The 18,278-nt window shown below is 62.2% G+C and carries 17 protein-coding genes and 2 tRNA genes; 11 read left to right on the top strand and 8 right to left on the bottom strand.

The window, feature by feature from the left end:
* Nucleotides 1-92: 92 nt before the first annotated feature.
* On the bottom strand, nt 93-1,607 hold the full coding sequence (gene ilvA / locus AC3YMN_RS17170; RefSeq protein ID WP_489890959.1) for a threonine ammonia-lyase, biosynthetic: 1,515 nt from the start codon (nt 1,605-1,607) through the stop codon (nt 93-95).
* Between the two features lie 158 nt (nt 1,608-1,765).
* Here ilvA and AC3YMN_RS17165 point away from each other — a divergent pair, with 158 nt between their 5' ends.
* Nucleotides 1,766-2,398, top strand: coding sequence for a TetR/AcrR family transcriptional regulator (locus AC3YMN_RS17165; protein WP_489890958.1), 633 nt, complete (start codon nt 1,766-1,768; stop codon nt 2,396-2,398).
* Nucleotides 2,385-3,878: a DHA2 family efflux MFS transporter permease subunit gene (locus AC3YMN_RS17160; protein ID WP_489890957.1), complete on the top strand. Its 1,494-nt coding sequence runs from the start codon at nt 2,385-2,387 to the stop codon at nt 3,876-3,878. The genes AC3YMN_RS17165 and AC3YMN_RS17160 overlap by 14 nt, the downstream gene beginning before the upstream one ends.
* A gap of 55 nt (nt 3,879-3,933) precedes the next feature.
* Here the strand turns inward: AC3YMN_RS17160 and argB are convergent, their stop codons facing one another.
* A complete protein-coding gene (gene argB / locus AC3YMN_RS17155) occupies nt 3,934-4,836 on the bottom strand; it encodes an acetylglutamate kinase (protein WP_127751890.1) in 903 nt (300 codons plus the stop codon).
* Nucleotides 4,837-4,985: 149 nt separating this feature from the next.
* On the opposite strand from argB, the gene AC3YMN_RS17150 reads away from it, so the two are divergent.
* The 5 genes from AC3YMN_RS17150 to AC3YMN_RS17130 all read left to right on the top strand — a co-directional run bounded on the left by AC3YMN_RS17150 (nt 4,986) and on the right by AC3YMN_RS17130 (nt 8,458).
* The gene (locus AC3YMN_RS17150) at nt 4,986-5,531 is read left to right on the top strand and encodes a sigma-70 family RNA polymerase sigma factor (RefSeq protein WP_489890956.1); all 546 of its coding nucleotides are present in this window, start codon (nt 4,986-4,988) and stop codon (nt 5,529-5,531) included.
* On the top strand, nt 5,528-6,241 hold the full coding sequence (locus AC3YMN_RS17145) for an anti-sigma factor (RefSeq protein ID WP_489890955.1): 714 nt from the start codon (nt 5,528-5,530) through the stop codon (nt 6,239-6,241). The genes AC3YMN_RS17150 and AC3YMN_RS17145 overlap by 4 nt, the downstream gene beginning before the upstream one ends.
* Before the next feature lie 232 nt (nt 6,242-6,473).
* Nucleotides 6,474-7,037, top strand: a complete 564-nt coding sequence (locus AC3YMN_RS17140; protein WP_489890954.1) for a fasciclin domain-containing protein — start codon at nt 6,474-6,476, stop codon at nt 7,035-7,037.
* 218 nt (nt 7,038-7,255) lie between these two features.
* Nucleotides 7,256-7,687 carry a peptide-methionine (R)-S-oxide reductase MsrB gene (gene msrB, locus AC3YMN_RS17135; protein ID WP_489891006.1) on the top strand — a complete coding sequence of 144 codons (432 nt, stop codon included), beginning with the start codon at nt 7,256-7,258 and terminating at the stop codon, nt 7,685-7,687.
* Nucleotides 7,688-7,750: 63 nt separating this feature from the next.
* Nucleotides 7,751-8,458 carry a type 1 glutamine amidotransferase gene (locus AC3YMN_RS17130; protein WP_489890953.1) on the top strand — a complete coding sequence of 236 codons (708 nt, stop codon included), beginning with the start codon at nt 7,751-7,753 and terminating at the stop codon, nt 8,456-8,458.
* An 8-nt stretch (nt 8,459-8,466) separates the two neighbouring features.
* Here the strand turns inward: AC3YMN_RS17130 and yihA are convergent, their stop codons facing one another.
* The 4 genes from yihA to rpmH all read right to left on the bottom strand — a co-directional run bounded on the left by yihA (nt 8,467) and on the right by rpmH (nt 11,580).
* The gene (yihA, locus tag AC3YMN_RS17125; protein ID WP_172122359.1) at nt 8,467-9,111 is read right to left on the bottom strand and encodes a ribosome biogenesis GTP-binding protein YihA/YsxC; all 645 of its coding nucleotides are present in this window, start codon (nt 9,109-9,111) and stop codon (nt 8,467-8,469) included.
* Between the two features lie 77 nt (nt 9,112-9,188).
* Nucleotides 9,189-11,027 carry a membrane protein insertase YidC gene (gene yidC, locus AC3YMN_RS17120; RefSeq protein WP_127751896.1) on the bottom strand — a complete coding sequence of 613 codons (1,839 nt, stop codon included), beginning with the start codon at nt 11,025-11,027 and terminating at the stop codon, nt 9,189-9,191.
* Nucleotides 11,024-11,422 (bottom strand): ribonuclease P protein component, encoded by a 399-nt coding sequence (gene rnpA / locus AC3YMN_RS17115; protein WP_489890952.1) that lies wholly within the window; start codon nt 11,420-11,422, stop codon nt 11,024-11,026. Before rnpA ends, yidC begins: the two co-directional genes overlap by 4 nt.
* A gap of 23 nt (nt 11,423-11,445) precedes the next feature.
* The gene (gene rpmH / locus AC3YMN_RS17110; protein ID WP_127751898.1) at nt 11,446-11,580 is read right to left on the bottom strand and encodes a 50S ribosomal protein L34; all 135 of its coding nucleotides are present in this window, start codon (nt 11,578-11,580) and stop codon (nt 11,446-11,448) included.
* A gap of 240 nt (nt 11,581-11,820) precedes the next feature.
* Here rpmH and AC3YMN_RS17105 point away from each other — a divergent pair, with 240 nt between their 5' ends.
* The 4 genes from AC3YMN_RS17105 (at nt 11,821) to AC3YMN_RS17090 (ending at nt 15,058) form a co-directional block, all read left to right on the top strand.
* The gene (locus tag AC3YMN_RS17105; protein WP_489890951.1) at nt 11,821-13,242 is read left to right on the top strand and encodes an FAD-dependent oxidoreductase; all 1,422 of its coding nucleotides are present in this window, start codon (nt 11,821-11,823) and stop codon (nt 13,240-13,242) included.
* Nucleotides 13,243-13,275: 33 nt separating this feature from the next.
* Entirely contained in the window at nt 13,276-14,712 is a 1,437-nt protein-coding gene (locus tag AC3YMN_RS17100; RefSeq protein ID WP_489890950.1) for a sensor histidine kinase, read from the top strand.
* 122 nt (nt 14,713-14,834) lie between these two features.
* Nucleotides 14,835-14,911: transfer RNA gene (locus AC3YMN_RS17095), tRNA-Arg, on the top strand.
* Between the two features lie 71 nt (nt 14,912-14,982).
* Nucleotides 14,983-15,058 (top strand) — tRNA-Arg (locus AC3YMN_RS17090).
* Between the two features lie 130 nt (nt 15,059-15,188).
* Here AC3YMN_RS17090 and AC3YMN_RS17085 read toward each other — a convergent pair.
* Both AC3YMN_RS17085 and AC3YMN_RS17080 read right to left on the bottom strand, forming a co-directional pair.
* Nucleotides 15,189-17,003: a class I SAM-dependent methyltransferase gene (locus tag AC3YMN_RS17085; protein ID WP_489890949.1), complete on the bottom strand. Its 1,815-nt coding sequence runs from the start codon at nt 17,001-17,003 to the stop codon at nt 15,189-15,191.
* 43 nt (nt 17,004-17,046) lie between these two features.
* Entirely contained in the window at nt 17,047-17,931 is an 885-nt protein-coding gene (locus tag AC3YMN_RS17080; RefSeq protein ID WP_489890948.1) for a protein NO VEIN domain-containing protein, read from the bottom strand.
* Nucleotides 17,932-18,278 lie beyond the last annotated feature (347 nt).

The following is an 18,278-nucleotide window of genomic DNA, read 5'->3' as shown; positions in this document are numbered from 1 at the left end:
GCTCCGCTTTTTGGAGTGGGGTGAAGGGTGACTATGCTGGCTGTTGGTGGCAACAGCATGACGCCCCGGAACGCCTGCTGGTTCCGCCGATCTCAGGTTCCAAGGAAAAGTTTATAGGCCGGGTTGCCCGTTTCGTCCCAGAACGGAAATCCGATGGCGTTCAGATGGGCTTCAAAGGCAGTCCGGGTTTCGGGCGGCACCTGGATGCCCACCAGCACGCGCCCATAATCGGCACCGTGGTTGCGGTAGTGAAACAGCGAAATGTTCCAGGCTTCAGTCAGCCCCTCAAGGAAGCGCAGCAAGGCGCCGGGGCGTTCGGGGAACTGGAAGCGGTAGATCGCCTCATCGGCGAGATTGGCGACGCGCCCGCCCACCATATGGCGCACATGCAGCTTGGCGACCTCGTTGTCGGTCATGTCGATGACCGACAGGCCCGCATTGGCGAGCAGGGACAGGATCTCGGCCTTTTCCGCATCGCCGCGGCTGAGCTTGACGCCCACAAAGATGCGCGCGGCTTCGCCATGAGCAAAGCGGTAGTTGAACTCGGTGATGGCGCGCTGGCCGATCAGCCGGATAAAATCGCGATAGCTGCCGGGACGCTCGGGAATGGTAACGGCAAGGAGCGCTTCCGCGCGCTCGCCGATCTCGGCCCGCTCGGCCACATAGCGCAGGCGGTCGAAATTGACATTCGCGCCCGAATTGATGGCGATCAGCGGGCCCTTGGGGGCGGTGCCCAGCTCGACCTGGCGCCGCAAGCCGGCGAGGGCCAGGGCGCCGGCGGGCTCGGCAATGGCGCGGGTATCATCGAAAATATCCTTGATCGCAGCGCAGATCTCGTCGGCCGAGACCAAAACGATGTCGTCAAGCAGCTCGCGGCAGAGCCGGAAGGTTTCGTCGCCCACCTGGCGCACGGCAACGCCATCGGCAAAGAGCCCCACCTCGTCAAGCGGCACGGGATGGCCAGCGGCAATGGCCGCCTTCATGCTGGCCGCTTCCTCCGGTTCGACCCCGATCACCCGGATATCGGGGCGCAGGAACTTGACGATGGCGGCAATGCCGGCCGCCAGCCCGCCCCCGCCGATGGGGACATAGATGGCCCCGATTGGGCCAGGCTGCTGGCGCATGAGTTCGAGCCCGATCGTGCCTTGTCCGGCGATCACATCGGGGTCGTCGAACGGGTGCACGACGACATAGCCATGGGTTGCGGCCAGCTCGGCGGCATGGGCACGCGCGGCATCGAACCCGTCGCCATGCAGCACCACTTCGCCGCCCAGCCGCCGCACCGCGCCGATCTTGATGGTGGGGGTGGTCGTGGGCATGACCACAATGGCGCGGATGCCGAGCCGCGTGGCAGACATCGCAACGCCCTGGGCATGGTTGCCCGCCGAGGCGCAGATGACGCCGCGGACGCGCTCGGCGGCCGTGAGCTGGGCGATGCGGTTATGGGCGCCGCGGATCTTGAAGGAAAACACCGGCTGCAGGTCTTCGCGCTTGAGCAGCACATCGGCCCCCAGGCGCGCCGACAGCAGCGGCAAGCGCTCGAGCGGGGTTTCCTGGGCAACTTCATAAACCGCGGAGGTCAAGATCCGGCGGACATAATCCTGCATGGCGGGCTCCGGTGACGAACAGAAAGGGGAACTCGGCCTCCCCGGCGCAGATGTCAACAGCGATGGGCGCATGGGCAAAATTCAGCCGAGCCTCCCAATCAAATGATTGATTGGCTGGCGCAGGTGCGCTAGGACGCCGCTCCCCAGAGTTGAGCGCCATGTCGAGCGAGCCCCTACCCAAACGTTGCAGTGGCGATGATCGCCGGCGTGCCGTCGCGCTGGCGGCGCGCGCCATCATTGTCAAGCGGGGCCTCGAGGGCTTGCGCACGCGCGACATTGCCGCGCGCGTCGGCATCAATATCGCGACACTCCATTACCACGTGCCCAGCAAGGAAGCCTTGATCGCGCTGGTGGCGGAAAGCCTGCGCGCCGATTTCCGCGCCCAGGCCGAGCGGCGTCCGCGCACCGGCAAGAGCGGGCTCGAGCAGTTGCGCCTCGAATTCGAGGAATTCCGCGAGATCGTGGAAGACACGCCCGAGCTCATTATCGTTTTGACCGAAATGATGGAGCGCGGCCGGCGCGATCCGGCGATCGCCGCCATCATGGCGCCGCTGCACGATTTGTGGCGCAGCCAATTCGTCGAGCTGTTCGAGCTGGGGATCGGCGATGGCTCGTTCCGGCCCGATCTCGACCCGCTGGCGGCCGCGCTCATTGCCACTGGTGCCCTCAGCGATCACTGGCGGCTCTGGACGGCGCACCGCACTTCGCTCGAGCGCGTCTTTGCCGAACTCGAGCGCGCCTTTGGCGCCCCCCAAACTGTCCAAGGAAAGCAAGACCATGTCCACAGCTAATCCCGCATCGGCGGCCATGCCCTATACGGCCGATCCCCGGCGCTGGCCGGCGCTGTTCGTGCTGTTGATCGCCAACTTCATGAACCTGATCGATGTGACCATCGTCAATGTGGCCCTGCCCAGCATGCGCGAGGGCCTGGGGGCGACCGACAGCCAGATCGAATGGGTGGTTGCCGCCTTTGTGCTGGCCTTTGCCCTGGGGCTGCTGCCCTTCGGGCGGCTGGGCGACATTGTGGGCCGCACCCATATGTTCCTGTGGGGTGTGGGCGCCTTCACGGTTGCTTCGGCGCTTTGTGGGATGGCGCCCAATATCGAGTTCCTGATCATCGCCCGGGTGATCCAGGGCCTGGCCGGCGCGATGATGACGCCCCAGGTTTTGGCCATCGCCACGGTGACCTTTCCGCCCCATGAGCGCGGGCAGGCCTTTTCGCTCTTTGGCCTGTCGGCGGGTCTGGCTTCGGTGTGCGGGCCGATCCTGGGGGGCCTCCTGATCTCAGCCAATCTCTTCGGGCTGGATTGGCAGCCCATTTTCCTTGTCAACATTCCCATCGGCATTGCCGCGATCGTCGCCGGCTATTTCCTGATCCCGCGCCTGCCCGGCCATGCCGGGCTCAAGAACGACTATGTCGGCATCGTGCTTTTTGGCGTCAGCATCGTGCTGCTGGTGTTCCCCATCGTGGAGGGGCGCGCTTATGGCTGGCCGGCCTGGTGCCTGGCAATGATCGTGGCGGGTATCGTAGGGCTGGGGCTGTTTACGCTCTGGACGCGCCAGCGGGCGCGCCGCGGCGAGCCGCAGCTGCTCAATTTCGATCTCATCACCAACAAGGACTTCATGTTCGGCGCCCTTGTGATCACCGTCTTTGCGTCGGGGATTCCGGGCATGTTCATGGTGATTTCGCTGCTGCTGCAATCGGGCTTCGGCTTTACCCCGCTGCAATCCGGACTGACCAATACGCCGTTTTCGGTGGGCGTGCTGCTGGCCTCGTTTATTGCCGGGCGCCTGGGCTCGCGCCAGCTGCGCAGCCGGCTCGCCGCCTCGGGGATCCTGTTGTCCTCGGGGATCTTGTGGCTCCACTTCATCATTGCCGCCGCCCGCGACAGCATCGATCAGTGGAGCTTCCTCGCCCCACTGCTGATTGCGGGCATCGGGCTGGGCCTGGGCTTTTCGTCCCTGTTCCAGCTGGTGCTGCGCTATGTGCCCCCGCGCGATGCCGGGGCCGGATCGGGGGCGCTGCAGGCCTTTCAGCAAGTGGGTGGTGCCCTCGGCATTGCGCTGGTGGGTGAGATGTTCTTTGGCCGGCTGGGGAGCGAACTGGCGGCCGGCAACATGCCCCAGATCGCCTTTGCCGATGCGGCGAGCTTTGCCCTTTGGTACCAGGTGGCCAGTTTCCTCCTCGTGCTGCTGGCGGTGCCGCTGTTCAAGCGGGGCGGCGGCCAAGGGCAGGGCGCCCCGGCCCCGCAAGTGGTGGTGGAACACTAAAAAAGGCCGCCCGTCGGGGCGGCCTTCGTGTTTTCGGCTGTGGCAAAGGCGAGGCTTAGCGCACGATCAGTGTGCCAGCCCCATGCTCGGTGAAGAGCTCCACCAGCACCACATGCGGGGTCTTGCCGTTGAGGATCACCACGCCCTCGACGCCATTGTCGAGCGCTTCAAGGCAGGTCTCGACCTTGGGGATCATGCCGCCCGAAATGGTGCCATCGGCGATCAGCGCCTTGGCTTCGCGCACCGACAGTTCGGGGATCAGCTTGCCATTGGCGTCAAGCACGCCCGGCACGTCGGTCAGGAACAGGAGGCGCTTGGCGCCGAGCGAGCCGGCAATGGCGCCGGCAAAAGTATCGGCATTGATGTTGTAGGTCATGCCATCGCGCCCGGGAGCGACCGGCGCGATCACCGGGATCATCTCGGAGCGGGCGAGAAGGTCCAGGAGGGTGCGGTCCACTTCCACCGGCTCACCGACGAAACCGAGGTCGAGCACACGCTCGATATGGGAGCCGGGATCGCGCACCTTCTTTTCGGCCTTGCGGGCAAAGACCATGTTCCCGTCCTTGCCGCAGAGGCCAATCGCCCATTCGCCTTCGGCATTGATGAGGGCGACGATTTCCTTGTTGATGGAGCCGGCCAGCACCATTTCCACCACATCCATGGTGCGCTGGTCGGTGACGCGCAGGCCACCTTCGAACTTGGATTCGATGCCAAGATTTTTGAGCATGGACGCGATCTGCGGCCCGCCTCCATGCACCACGATCGGATTGACCTTGGATTGCTTGAGCAGCGCGATGTCGCGCGCAAAGGCCTGGCCGAGGGCCTGGTCGCCCATGGCATGGCCACCATACTTGACCACGACGGTCTTGCCTTCATAGCGCTGCATATAGGGCAGCGCCTGAGCCAGGATCCCCGCATCATGGGAGAACCGGTCGACTGTGTTGTTTTCCTGCGTCATGGACAGACCATTTCTCCCCGAAGCGGGCCAAAAGACGGTTGAGGGTCTAGAGCATGACGCGGCAAAGGAAAAGACGCTATCGGCCATTTGCCAACGCTTCGATGCGCTGAGCCCTTGCGGATTTGCCGCCGCCCGCTACAACACAGGTTATGCAGACACCGAGCCCCGAGATCGCCGAGCTGATTTCCCGCTGTGCCTTGCGCGATCGCGCGGCGTTCCGCAGCCTTTACGAGCGCACCAGCGCGAAACTATTCGGCGTGGTGCTGCGTATCTTGAAGGACCGCTCGGAAGCCGAAGAGGCCATCCAGGAGGTTTACGTCAAGATCTGGCAGCGCGCCGACCGCTATGTTCCTGGCCATACCAGCCCGATCAGCTGGCTGGTGGCCGTGGCGCGCAACCATTCGCTCGATATTTTGCGAGCCCGCCGCCCTGTCTCTGACGACATCGACGCGGCGCTCGATATTGCCGACGAGGCGCCAGACCCCGAGCAGGCGACCGCGGATCGCCAGGTCCGCGGGCAGATCGATAGTTGCCTGCAAACCCTTGAGCCCGACCGGGCCGAAGCGGTTCGCGGCGCCTATCTGGATGGCTTTAGTTATGAGGAACTGGCCCAGCGGCACAGCATCCCGTTGAACACGATGCGAACCTGGCTGCGGCGCAGTTTGCTCAGATTAAGAGAGTGTCTTTCGGCATGAGCATGGGTGATCAGAGCGGAGATGCCAGCGGGCGACGCGCGCTAGTCGCCGAATATGTGCTCGGCCTGCTCGGGCCGGATGAGCATCGTCGCGTGGCAGAGATGATCGCCGATGATCGGACACTACAGGAAGAAGAGCACTTCTGGACCTCCAGCTTCGCCGCTCTGGATGCCGAGTTCGCCGAAGCGCCGGTGCCGGCGCGATTGCTGGCGCGGATCGAGGGGCGCCTGTTCGGCCAGCCCGAGCCGGCCCGGGGCTCGGGCAGTTTCTGGGATAGTCTGGCGTTCTGGCGCGCTGTGGCGGCCGGAGCGGCGGCGGTGGCGGTGATCGCGATTGGCGCCAACCTCCTGCGCCCCGAACTGGGGTCTGAAGCTTTGGCGACCCAACTCGTGGCGGCGCTCGAGGCCGAAGGCAGCGATGTGCGCTTCCTCGCCTTTTACGACGGCGCGGGCACGTTGCGGTTGACTGCTCTTTCGGGGGCAACCGCGGCCGACCAGGACCTCGAACTCTGGGCCATCGAGGATGACAGCGTGATCTCCATGGGCGTTGTGCCCATTGGCGAGGCGATCGAGGTCAAGGTTTCTCCCGAAATCCTCGAACATTGGGGCGAAGGCTCAAGCCTTGCGCTGACGCTTGAGCCCAAGGGTGGCTCGCCCACCGGCGTGGCCACCGGCCCGATCGTGGCGCAGGGCCAGGTCACTCGCATCTAGCAGAGGCCTCTGCTTAGCTCGGGCGGTTCAGGGGCGCGACCTGGTTCGCGCCCTTTTCTACGTCGTCTCTCAAGCAATGAGCGCTGCCAGCGTACGAACCCGAGCGGCAAAAAGTTTCAGCGCTTTTCCCGGTTTCGGTGCTGAAATCGCCGAAACTGCCCACGGCAGGCCTCCGTACCTTCCCATGTCCGAGCCAATAACGGGCAAACAATCACGAGGAAGGAACTCTACAATGAAGCTCTCCACACTTGCTGTTACCGCCATGCTCTCGGTTACCGCCTTTGGCGGCGTCGCCTTTGCCCAGGATAATCCTGAAGTCGGCGGCGCAGCCATGTCTGCCGACAAGAACATCGTCGAGAACGCCAGCAATTCAGCTGATCACACCACCCTGGTTGCTGCCGTAAAGGCCGCCGGCCTCGTGGATACGCTTTCGGGCGAGGGCCCGTTCACCGTTCTGGCCCCGACCAACGAAGCCTTCGAGGCGCTGCCTGAAGGGACTGTCGAAAACCTGCTCAAGCCAGAAAACAAGGAAATGCTCTCTACTATCCTTGCCTGCCACGTGATCCCGGCCAAGGCGCTGTCCACTGACATCGTCTCCATGGTCGAGGAAGATGGCGGCACCCATGAAGTCGATACCGTTGGCGGTTGCACGCTGACCCTCGCCGCAGCTGATGGCGGCGTGACTGTTACCGACGAAAACGGCACCGTCGCCAATGTCACCATTGCCGATGTGATCCAGTCCAATGGCGTGATCCACGTGATCGACGCCGTGCTGACGCCCAAGTCGGACATGTAATCAGCAAGGGGCGGCCGCACCCGCCCTGAGCTGAGGGGGTTCGCCTTCGGGCGGACCCTCACCAAATCTTGTGATGCGCACCCTTCAAGCGCTACCTAGACTGCACCATCAGCGCCGCTGCACAGGCGGTTCTGGTTTTTGAGGAGCATGCCGTGGCCGTTTCCCGTCGAACCATTTTGCTTGGTGGCAGTGCTGTTGCAGCCCTCGGCGCCTTCTCGATGCTGCGCCCAGTGGGCAGCAGTGCCGCTGAAGGCGATTTTCCGTTCGAGCTCACCGATGCCGAATGGCGCGCCAGGCTTGAACCCGCTGCCTATGACGTGCTGCGCCATGAAGGCACCGAACGCGCCTTCACCTCCCCGCTCAATGACGAGCACCGCGCCGGGATTTTCCACTGTGCAGGGTGCGACGAGGCCCTCTTCGACTCCGCCACCAAGTTCGATAGCGGCACCGGCTGGCCCAGCTTTTACACCTTCATTGAAGGGGGTGTCGGCACTTCAGTGGATGATACTTTGTTCATGACCCGAACCGAGGTGCACTGCGCCAATTGTGGCGGCCACCAGGGCCATGTGTTCGAGGATGGTCCCGCCCCGACCGGCTTGCGCTATTGCATCAATGGGGTTGCGATGCGGTTTGTCCCCGCCACGGCGTAGCTCGGTCTTGCAGGGGCAACTGCTTGTCCGATAAGGATCGACGGTTCATCCGATCGGCATCTCATGAAACTCACAATCCTGCAGACCGGCGAAGTCCCCGACGAGCTGCGTTCGCGCTTCGGGCCTTATTCATCGATGTTCCGGCGCATGTTCGAGGAAGCCGGCGCCGATTTCAGCTATGATGTGGTGCCTGTGGGAGCAGGTGCAGTTCCTCCCGACCTCGATAGGGTGGAAGCCATCCTGATTACCGGCTCATCTGCCGGGGTGTATGACGATCTGCCCTGGCTCGATCCGCTGCGCGACTTCATCCGCCGGGCCTATGCGCGGAGAACACCCATGGTCGGGGTCTGCTTTGGTCACCAGATCATGGCCGATGCACTGCGCGGCACGGTGCGCAAATCCGAGAAAGGCTGGGGTATCGGGCGTCACCGCTATGATGTTGTGGCCAAACCCGCCTTCATGGGCGCGGCGCCAGCAAGCTTTGCGATCAGCTGTTCGCACCAGGATCAGGTGATCACGGCCCCCGCCGAAGCCCAGATCCTGCTCGCGTCATCTTTCACGCCCAATGCCGGCCTGATCTACCGCAACGGGGCCGCGCTTAGCCTGCAGCCTCATCCCGAATTCACCGACGACTACGCTTTGGCTTTGGCTGAACTGCGTCAGGGCGTTGCGGCCGACAATGTCGTTGCGGCCGCGCGTGCATCCTTCACGACGCCATCGGACAGCCGGGCAGTGGCGGGCTATATCGCGAGCTTCCTTGCCAGCCGCTGAGCGGGGGCTCAGCTCTCGAGCAGCATGGCGATTTCGGTGCGCAGTTCGCGCAAGCCATCGCCTTTGGCGCTGGAAGTGAGGATCACCTGCGGGTGAGCCGCCGGGCGCTTGGCGATCGCCGCCTGGGTCGCCGCGATGACCTTTTTGAGCTCTTCCGCTGAAGGCTTGTCGGCTTTGGTGAGGATGATCTGGTAACTAACGGCCGACTTGTCGAGCTCGTTCATCACGGTCAGGTCGTTGTCCTTTGGGCCGTGGCGACCATCAACCAGCACATAAACCCGGCGCAGCGTCGCCCGCCCGGTCAGATACTGGTGAATAAGCTTGGTCCAGGCGCGCACCTTGTCTTCGGGCGCCTTGGCATAGCCATAGCCCGGCATATCAACGATGCGCAGCTCTGCGCTGGTGCTCTCAAAGATGTTGAGCTCCTGCGTCCGTCCGGGCGTGTTGGACGTGCGGGCGAGCCCCGAAGTGCCGCAGAGGGCATTGATCAGCGAGGATTTGCCCACATTGGACCGCCCGGCAAAGGCGATCTCGACCTTGTCCATGGGCGGCAGGTCGGCGATGCGTACGCAGCCTTTCACGAACACAAAGGGACGCGCGAACAGCAGGCGTCCTTTTTCGATGATGTCGGGCGAATAGTCTGGTGCGCTCATGGGGTCTCGTCATTCAAAAGGCAGAGCCCGCCGGTGTGGCTCCGGCGGGCTCTAGCATGGATAGTGGTGCTTGGCGATTACGCCTTGGGCGGCTCGGCGGCCTTGGGCTTGCGCTTGAAGCTGTCGAGGATGTTACCCAGGAGGTTCACCTCGGCGCCGTGCCGCTTCATGATGAACCACTGCTGCGTGATCGAGAGCGTATTGTTCCAGGCCCAGTAGATCACGAGACCTGCGGGGAAGGTGCCGAGCATGAAGGTGAAGATCACTGGCATCCAGTTGAAGATCATTGCCTGGGTCGGATCTGGTGGCGGCGGATTGAGCTTCATCTGCACCCACATCGTGATGCCCATGATCACGGGCCATACGCCGAGATGCAGGAAGCCACCGATCAGGGGCAGGGCGGTCGGATCCCAGGGGATCAGGCCGAACAGGGTGAAGATATTGGTGGGATCGGGCGCAGCCAGATCGCGGATCCAGCCAAAGAATGGCGCATGCCGCATTTCAAGGCTGATGAAGATAACGGTGTAAAGGGCGAAGAACACCGGGATTTGGATCAGGATCGGCCAGCAGCCCGAGAGCGGATTGATCTTTTCCTTCTTGTAGAGCTCCATCATCGCCTGTTGCTGGGCGGGACGGTCGTCCTTGAGGCGCTCCTGGATGGCTTTCATCTCTGGCTGCACGCGCCGCATCGCCGCCATGGAGGCATAGGAACGGCTCGCCAGCGGGAAGAAGATCGCCTTGACGATCACGGTCACCGCGAGGACCGCGAGGCCGAAATTGCCCAGAACACCATGCAGGAAGGTCAGCAGGTGGAACATGGGTTTGGTGATGAAGTGCAGCCAGCCCCAGTCGATCAACAGCTCCAGCCGGTCAAAGCCATATTGCTGCTCATAGGACGCAATAACGGCTTCTTCCTTGGCGCCGGCAAAGACATAGGTCTCGTGCGTGGCGCTGCCGCCTGGTGGCACGACAACCGGCGTCGTTTCCACGAAACTGGTCTGGTAATCGTCATAGCCGGCATTGTTCTTCCAGGAGAACAGCGCGTTGATGCTGGCCTGCGGGTTGGGCAGCACGGCGGTTGCCCAATACTTGTCCGAAAAGCCGAGCCAGCCCTGCGTGTTGTCGATCTGGCGGCGCTGATCCTTCTGCAGATCGCTATATTTCAGCGAAACGAGATTGTTCGAGCCAAGGACGCCGTGCGGGCCTTCATGCTGGATGAAGAAGTTCTGCACCTTGGGCGTTCCATACCGAACAACCCGCGAATAGGGGAACAGCGACACCTGGGTGGGGCTGAGATTTTCCACGTTCTGGGTGACGGTGAACAGGTAATGCTCGTCCACCGCAAAGGTGCGCCGGAAAATAAGGCCCGCGCCATTGTCAAAGCGCAGCGTTACAGGCGTTTCAGGCGTGAGGACGGTATTGTCGCCTTCGAGCGTCCATACGCTTTGCGCAGTGGGCAGCGGGACATTGGCGCCGCCAGCGGCCACCCAGCCTTGCTCGATAAAGTAAGCATTGGGCGCGCCGGCCGGAGTCAGCAGCGTGATGATGGGTGAATCCGGCTCAACCGTTTCACGATATTGCTTGAGTTCGAGATCGTCGATCCGCGCGCCGGTCAGGTTGATCGAGCCGAGCAAGTCAGGCGTGTCGATCGTGATGCGCTGCGTTGCCGCGACGGCGGTTTGGCGATCGGGATAAGAAGGATTGCCATCCGCACCAATGGCGCCAGGTGCAACTGATGTGCCCGCTTCGGTGGTCGCGGGTGTCGCGAGCGCCGCTTCGCTCTGGGCCTGTTCCGCCGCGATCTGCGCCTGTTGCTGGGCGCGCTCCAGCTGCGGCCCTGCCACAAAGAACTGCCAGCCGAACAGCACCACCATGCTCAAGATGATGGCGATGATCACGTTGCGGTTGTCTGTCATGGTCGGGGATTCCGGTGGCCACTGCGGCCCGAAGGGTTGCGCTGGTCTGGTGAGCGCTCCTGGTGCACCCGCCCAATGGCGATGCCGAGGTCCTTGACCAGCTTAGTGAAAGGCTCGCTGAGCGCTTCGGGCCTGCCGACCATTACATAATCATGGCCGGGCCGAAAAAAAGGCGCGCATTCGGTCGCAGCCGCACGAAGCCTGCGCTTGATGCGGTTGCGCTGGGGCGAGTTGCCCGTTTTTTTGGTAACTGTAAAGCCGATGCCCGCATCCGGATCCGCCGCGGCGATGGCCTGCAGCGAAAAGGCGGAACGCCCGGTGCGATTGCCCCGGGCGGCCCGCAAAAACTGCGATCGCTTACGCAGCCGACGCAAGGAACTTACGGCTTCATCCACGGCCGTCATCCGGCCAGCAGCACTCAGGCCGTGAGCTTCTTGCGACCGTCGCGGCGACGCTTGTTGATGATCGCACGACCATCCTTGGTTGCCATGCGGGCGCGGAAACCGTGGCGACGGGCACGCACGAGCTTGCTGGGCTGATATGTACGCTTCATAACATCAAACCGCGCCTGCGCCCGGTTCCTCTTATTGGCTCTGCTTGCGCAAGAAAATGGGGGCACAGGTCAAGCGCGGGGCTCGGACGGTGCCGGTTGGTGGCGTCTATAGGCAAAACGGGGCGGCAAGTCAACGCGCCACCACACCCTTGCGCAAGATCGGCTGGGGAGAGCGGAGCGCTGTTGTTTTCAGGCGCGGATCGCCCCATAACCCCCGTGTCTTCACCTTGGCCAGCGGCAATGGCGGAACTGAGCAAACCTGATCTCTGCATCATTGGCGCCGGATCGCTGGGCGTGGAACTGGCGTGTCGCGCCCGCCGCTATGGCGCGAGCGTAGTGCTGGTGGATCGCGGTCACCCCGAGGCGGGCGATGGAGTGGCCCAGACAGTGGCCTTGGCTGCCCTGGCCGGTATCGCTGCGCGCGCCCACAGCTGGCGAACTGGCGCTGCGGTCGGTCTTGCCGGCGATCCGCCCAAGATCAACTACCGCACCGTCAGCGAGCAGGTGAGTCGCGTCGTGGCGGAACTCGCCCCCGAGCGCTCGACCGAGCGTTTGCAGGCGCTTGGCATTGTTATCCGCACCGGCGCCCCGGCATTTGCAGACAAGCAAACGCTGGTTGTCGGCCAGACCACCATCCGGGCCGACCACTTCATTCTTGCAACGGGGGCCACCCCGAAGATACCGGCGATCCCCGGGCTGGAGGATGTGCCGTTTTTCACCCCCGACACCATTGTCGCCAACACGCGAAAGCTGACCCATCTTGTGGTGATTGGCGGCGACGCCGCAGCTCTCGAACTGGCACAGGTCCATGCCCGGCTGGGCTCGCAGGTGACGCTGACCTCGCCCGGGGCGATCCTGTCAGAAGCGGATGCGGAGAGCCGAGCCATTCTCCTGCGCGCCCTGGTGGAAGAGGGGATCGCCTTCCACGAGAATGTGGAAATTACGGTTTTACCGCGCAAGCTGGGCATCGGGGTGCAGTTGCAGCACTCCGGAAGCGAAACCACCTTGCTGGATGCCTCCCACCTGCTGGTGACCACGAGCCGCATCCCTGATCTCGAAGGGTTGAACCTTGCTAAGGCCGGCATCGCCCGCCCAGACCAGCAGCCAGAGCAGATCGAGGTGAGCGTGGTCGGTCGTACGACCAATAATCGCGTCAGCGCGGTGGGCGGCGCTGCCAACGAGAATCATCCCCATGACGCGCGCCGCGCCGGCGAAGCGCTGTTGGGCCGGCTGCTGCTGGGCAAGAAGACCTCGAATTCAAAGCTTGCTCCCACCCTGGTGATGACATCGCCTGAACTGGCCCAGATCGGCCTCACGGAGCCGCGCGACGGTGCATCCGGGCAGCAGATCTTGCGGGCCAACTGGAGCGAGAACCCGAAGGCCCGCGCCTTGGGTGCTGCGCATGGTGCCGCCAAGCTCGTGGTCAACAATAACGGCACCCTTGCCGGTGCGGCGCTGGTCGGGATTGGGGCGGCCGAAATGCTGGCCATCATCGCCCTTGCGATGGAGCGGCGCCTGCATGTGGCCGAGTTGGCGCAATTGGTGCTGCCCCATCCCAGTTTTGCCGAAGTGCTGCGTAGCGCGGCCGAGCAGTTCGAGGGCAAAATTGCATCTGCGCCCGCCACACGGCGCCGTCTCAAGCTGCCGCGCTTGCTGGGCTGAGCGGGGCTTACCAGCGCGCCTCAATTGACTATAATGGCTGGGATGACAGCCGCGCGCAATGTTATGCCGGGCCGGTTCTCCGGCCTGTCCATCAAACTCATTGTCACCATCATCGCCGTGATCCTGACGGTGGAGGTGGTGGTGTATCTGCCGTCCGTCGCCAGCTTCCGCGCCAATTGGCTCAATGACCGCATGCGCGTCGGCATGGTGGCAGCCCGCGTGCTCGATGCCGTGCCCGACGTGCCAGCCCTCCCGCGCAGCCTCACCGATCGGCTTTTGACCTCGGCGGGTGCCAACGCCATTGTGTATCGGCGCGAAGGGCAAAGTCAGATGATCGAGCTGACCGAGCCGATCACGCCCGACCGCGTGGTTACGGCCGATATCCGCGAATCCAATCCCTTTGCCTTGATCATGGGTGCCATGGATACGCTGTTTGCCGGCCCGGGACGGACCCTGCGTATTGTGGGGGAGGGGGATGTCGACGAAAGCCTGCTTGAAGTGCTGATGCCCGAACGCCCATTGCGGCAGGACCTGCTGGATTATTCCCGCGATATTGTGCTGGTGTCCTTCATCATCGCCGCGCTGACTGCCGTGGCTCTTTACCTGATGGTCAGCCGGCTGTTCATCTATCCGGTGCGCCGGCTCACCGCCAATATGCTGGCCTTCCGGCAGGCGCCGGAAAATGCGAGCCTGATCCTGGCCCCGTCCGGCCGCCGCGACGAGATCGGCATTGCCGAGCGGGAACTGGCCGCCATGGAGGCCGATCTGTTCTCGATGCTGCGTCAGCGCCAGCATCTGGCCGATCTCGGGCTCGCCGTCGCCAAGATCAATCATGATTTGCGCAACACCCTGACCTCGGCCCAATTGCTGTCCGACCAGGTGGCCACCCTTGACGATCCCAAGGTGCAGCGCCTCGCGCCCCGCCTCGTGACCACCCTCGACAAGGCAATCGGCTTTGCCCAATCGGTGCTGGATTACGGCCGTGAAAGCGCTGCGCTGCCGGTACTGGCGCCGGTAGCGTTGCGGGCGCTGGTGGAGGACGCCGCCTTTGATGCCCGCCTTGTGGGGCACCCAACGATCAGCTTCCACAATGAAACGCCCCAGGAGCTGCGCCTCAATGTCGACCAAACCCAACTCGGCCGATTGCTGGTGAATCTGCTGAAGAATGCCCGTGAGGCGCTCGAGGCTGCTGGCGCCAAGGTGGAGTCGCCTCAGGTCAGCGTATCCGCCGGGGAGCGGGACGATGGCCTTGTTATTGCGGTGAGCGATAATGGGCCAGGGCTCCCCCCGCGCGCCCGCGACAATTTATTCGTCGCCTTTGAAGGCTCCGCCCGCGCGGGCGGGACCGGACTTGGTCTGGCAATCGCGCGTGAAATCGCCGAGGCCCATGGCGGGCGGTTGGTGCTGGCCCAACAGGACCAGGGAACCCGCTTCGAGCTGATCTTGCCCTTATCGCTGCGCTTGTCGTGAGGCCCTGTGGATTTTCCCGGCACGGCCTTGCCAACCCCGGATCACCCATGTATGGGTTGCCGCGCTTGCTGCAGAGAGCGGTTCCAACCGCCTCCCACACCAAGCGGCCAGACATGGCCTGCGCGCCCTTAGCTCAGCTGGATAGAGCACCAGACTACGAATCTGGGGGTCAGGAGTTCGAATCTCTTAGGGCGCGCCATTCCTTTTCCATTATGTCGGGCCAAAACGGCCATGGGTCGCTTCCAAAGACTCATGGGTCGATACGGGTTCGGTCCGTTAGCTCAGCGGATGGAGCAACGGCCTTCTAAGCCGCAGGTCGCTGGTTCAATTCCAGCAGGGATCGCCAGAAGAGGGAAGCGCGGTATCGTCGCACGCCCGGATAGTATGGTCGCGTAGCTTAGTTGGATAGAGTACCAGATTCCAAATTTGGGGAGGCCGGGGATTTGAGTCTCTCCGTGACCGCCATTTTGTCGGGCTTAGCTTTCCACATCGTCTTCGCTGTCGGTTGACGGATTTAGATCCTCGCGCAATTTGAGGTCGCTGAAAGGGAACGCTGCGCTTCCACCCACCACGTGGCACGCATAGAGAAAATCACTGCCGAGCCAACGCTTTTCTTTGGCTATGCCGTCGAGCGCGAAGCGAAATGTCAGTTGGGCCGAAAGATCATGCCAATCCTCGGGCGTAAGGTGCAGCGCCGAAATCCAATCATAGACATAACGGCATTCGTCGAATGCGATTACGTCCATGAACATAGGCGTAATCTTACCCTCGGCCACGTACCGGAAACGCCGTGTCTCGCGTGCGTTCGGATGGGCTGGATAGGCAAGTTGTGCAAATGCTGGGTAAAAGCCGATTTCCGAAGTAGGGACATCGCACAGGAATGGCATCTGTCTCTGATACGGGAAGCTGCCTATTCGTTGCATCGCCTCTGACCACAAAGACGGATCGTGACGCCAGGCGTAGTAGATTGCCATGAGGTCTTTGAAGTCTTTGCCATGCTGGGCCGACTTGCCAACCAGATCTCCGTGCCAATTCTTGATTAGTTTAGCTACACTCTTGGGAGGGGGGCCGAAATTTTCGTCGACCGGGTAATAGCCACACGCAGCCAAGGTCCAGAGTAGGGAAAACTGATCTGAATCAGAGATAGCGTTACCATCTATGTCAACGTATTCGCCGGTGTCCTCGCTCGACAGATCGCTTTGATTGATCTTGGGACCATCAGCAGTGTCGACCTCATCCCAAGCATCGTCGATCGTGGTTTCATTGACAGCGTCCTCGCCATCGACGTCGAACGCTTGAAGAGCCTCCTCGTTGAAGATTACCAGCCGCCTACCGCGAGCAATGGCGGCGTCCAAATCATCCTTAAAGGCAATCTTCCACAGCTCACTGCCCAATAGCCGAGCCATGGGCGCAACGATTGTCGCCAGGTCCATCAAGCTACGTGTAATGAACATCCCGTAGTAATGCTCGAAATTTGCCTTCACCTCTTCAATAAAATCCTCCGAGGGATCGAGGTCACCCCAATCTTCCGCATGTCCACCCGACAAATTGAAGACAGAGCCCCAGGCTTGCGGTCCCTCTACTCTGCCGCCCTCTTCAGACTCCAGAAAGCTCTTGGGGTAAAGGTAGGCCGCGACAAGGAAGCTGTAGCGAGCTAGTTCTTCTGGTTTAGATACGTCTGGGCGAGAAAAGTTGCTGATGAGGACGCCCAGCGGAGCCAGCGCGCAATAGCGAAACATGGTGGCCAGGATACGAGCCGTTTTAGCACTTTGGCTCGGTAAGGGGCCGCAGGCGTCGAGATAGATGATATCGAAACGCCGCGGCGTGCTGATGAAATAGTCCTCGATGCCGGCCGGAATAAATTTGACACCGCGCTCTTTCAATCCGCGAAGCGTATCCAGGCCCTGAGCTGCGGCACCTTTGTTGACCTCGAAAGCCCAGATGTTTTCCGGACGGACTCCAAGCTCCAGCAGAACAGCGAGGTCGTTTTGCGGCTCCGGACCCGCCAAATAAGCGATTGTAATCTCGTCCGGTTTTCGCGTGCCGATAGCCGCGGTTCGGAAGGTTCGCCAGGAGGCCAGGTCGTCGTCCGTGCAGACACCTCCGGCCCATCGGTCACCATCCACCTCGCTATTGAGGAGGGCGTCGCGCACGCGCTCGGGATGGTCGCCTTGCACGACCGCAGCCGCTTCCCGGCGCGACGTCATCAATTCAACGGCGTGGGTTAGCGAAAGTCTCCGAGCCTTGTCCTTGGTCGGTTGGTCATACGAAGGAGAATTGGAAGCGGTCATCATGTTCTCGAAGGCCGGGGTGATACAAACGCCTCAATCGCCGTCATCGAAACGACGCCGAGAAAACGTGCGGCTCCAGCCTGACTGCATCTCCGAGCGGCGGCCTGATCGTGAAGACCTGCGGGTTTCGATCGTAGCTGAAGACCCGATAGATCCGGTACGCATCGCCGCGATCTTCGGCAACCCTGGTCTCGTTGTGGGATATGAAGAATGGGGTCGTGTTGATGCCTCTGGTCGTCTTGACCTCGATCAGGCGTTCTTCGCCGGCCTCGTCGAATGATCGGATGTCGTATCCGTGCCCGTCACCCTCGTCCCTCGCAACCCATTTCAGGTCTGGCACCCGCCTGGGCATGTGGAGGGACAATCGCTTGAGCTCCATGTCGAAAACCATGGCCTCGCCGGCCTTGCCCAAGGTTCGGTTATTCGCGTCTCTCTGGGCTGGGTCGATTTTCCGGATGATCGCTTCAGCATGCTCGGTCAGGTAGTCGTTGCGTCTCGCCAGCGGAGGCGTGGGCGCCACCCTTAGTTCTCGGGCGGGCGTCTCTATGATGGGGATTTCAAATCCGCCCGATATTGCATCGTGGACGGCGGTCCATAGATCGTCCTGACGATTATTCGCCGGCACCAGGCCTACGATCCAGGGGGTGTGCAGCTCTTCCAGTATCGAGCTGACGTTCCGCATCTTGAACTCGACTGACTTGACCGAGCGCCCGCCGAAGTCGCGATAGATCTTCGCCTTGTTCAGGATGCGGGTGGGTGCATCGGCGGCGATCCTCTTGAGATCGCGTTCGAGCAATGCGAAATAGGCCGCAACAAGCCTAGCATTCTCTTCGGCGGTCCAGTTTTCACCTGCTTCCATGCACTTAGGATAGGGGAGCCCGCCGAGAATCTCCACAGCCTGTTGCGAGGTGCTGGCATTGGTTTGCATGCAAAGCGGAAGTGCTATCTTCGCGATCTATCAATAGCCGGAACGCTTGTCGGTGATAGGCTGGCCCCATGTGGAATCAGTTCATTTCATGGTCCGGCATTGCGGTAGGCCAAGGCCCGATATCGTACGTAGACAAGGCACGCATCGTCGTTTGGGTGCTCCCCCTTATGTTCCGTCGCCACGTGACGAAGCCGGTCACGGCAGTCATGCATCGACGACTCCCGGTCTGGTGTCTGATACTCCGGCTTCGGCAGCACAATGGCGATTGGTGGGAAATTCCTAGCGACGCTGTCGGCGTTCATGCTTCGCGACGTCTCGGTGGCAAGGCCTGGATCGAAGGTGACCTC

This window comes from Devosia sp. Z11_6 (assembly GCF_058133665.1).
Note: the sequence above shows the minus strand (reverse complement) of the source record. Positions and strands in the feature narration are given on the sequence as shown.

Excerpts from the sequence above, each read along its gene's own strand:
- ilvA (WP_489890959.1), bottom strand. The coding sequence starts at position 1,607 with ATGCAGGATTATGTCCGCCGGATCTTGACCTCCGCGGTTTATGAAGTT.
- AC3YMN_RS17145 (WP_489890955.1), top strand. The coding sequence starts at position 5,528 with ATGAGCATGGGTGATCAGAGCGGAGATGCCAGCGGGCGACGCGCGCTA.
- AC3YMN_RS17100 (WP_489890950.1), top strand. The coding sequence starts at position 13,276 with ATGGCTGGGATGACAGCCGCGCGCAATGTTATGCCGGGCCGGTTCTCC.
- AC3YMN_RS17160 (WP_489890957.1), top strand. The coding sequence starts at position 2,385 with ATGTCCACAGCTAATCCCGCATCGGCGGCCATGCCCTATACGGCCGAT.
- msrB (WP_489891006.1), top strand. The coding sequence starts at position 7,256 with ATGCTGCGCCCAGTGGGCAGCAGTGCCGCTGAAGGCGATTTTCCGTTC.
- AC3YMN_RS17105 (WP_489890951.1), top strand. The coding sequence starts at position 11,821 with ATGGCGGAACTGAGCAAACCTGATCTCTGCATCATTGGCGCCGGATCG.
- AC3YMN_RS17130 (WP_489890953.1), top strand. The coding sequence starts at position 7,751 with ATGAAACTCACAATCCTGCAGACCGGCGAAGTCCCCGACGAGCTGCGT.
- yihA (WP_172122359.1), bottom strand. The coding sequence starts at position 9,111 with ATGAGCGCACCAGACTATTCGCCCGACATCATCGAAAAAGGACGCCTG.
- yidC (WP_127751896.1), bottom strand. The coding sequence starts at position 11,027 with ATGACAGACAACCGCAACGTGATCATCGCCATCATCTTGAGCATGGTG.
- AC3YMN_RS17085 (WP_489890949.1), bottom strand. The coding sequence starts at position 17,003 with ATGACCGCTTCCAATTCTCCTTCGTATGACCAACCGACCAAGGACAAG.
- AC3YMN_RS17080 (WP_489890948.1), bottom strand. The coding sequence starts at position 17,931 with ATGCAAACCAATGCCAGCACCTCGCAACAGGCTGTGGAGATTCTCGGC.
- rpmH (WP_127751898.1), bottom strand. The coding sequence starts at position 11,580 with ATGAAGCGTACATATCAGCCCAGCAAGCTCGTGCGTGCCCGTCGCCAC.
- AC3YMN_RS17150 (WP_489890956.1), top strand. The coding sequence starts at position 4,986 with ATGCAGACACCGAGCCCCGAGATCGCCGAGCTGATTTCCCGCTGTGCC.
- AC3YMN_RS17140 (WP_489890954.1), top strand. The coding sequence starts at position 6,474 with ATGAAGCTCTCCACACTTGCTGTTACCGCCATGCTCTCGGTTACCGCC.
- AC3YMN_RS17165 (WP_489890958.1), top strand. The coding sequence starts at position 1,766 with ATGTCGAGCGAGCCCCTACCCAAACGTTGCAGTGGCGATGATCGCCGG.
- argB (WP_127751890.1), bottom strand. The coding sequence starts at position 4,836 with ATGACGCAGGAAAACAACACAGTCGACCGGTTCTCCCATGATGCGGGG.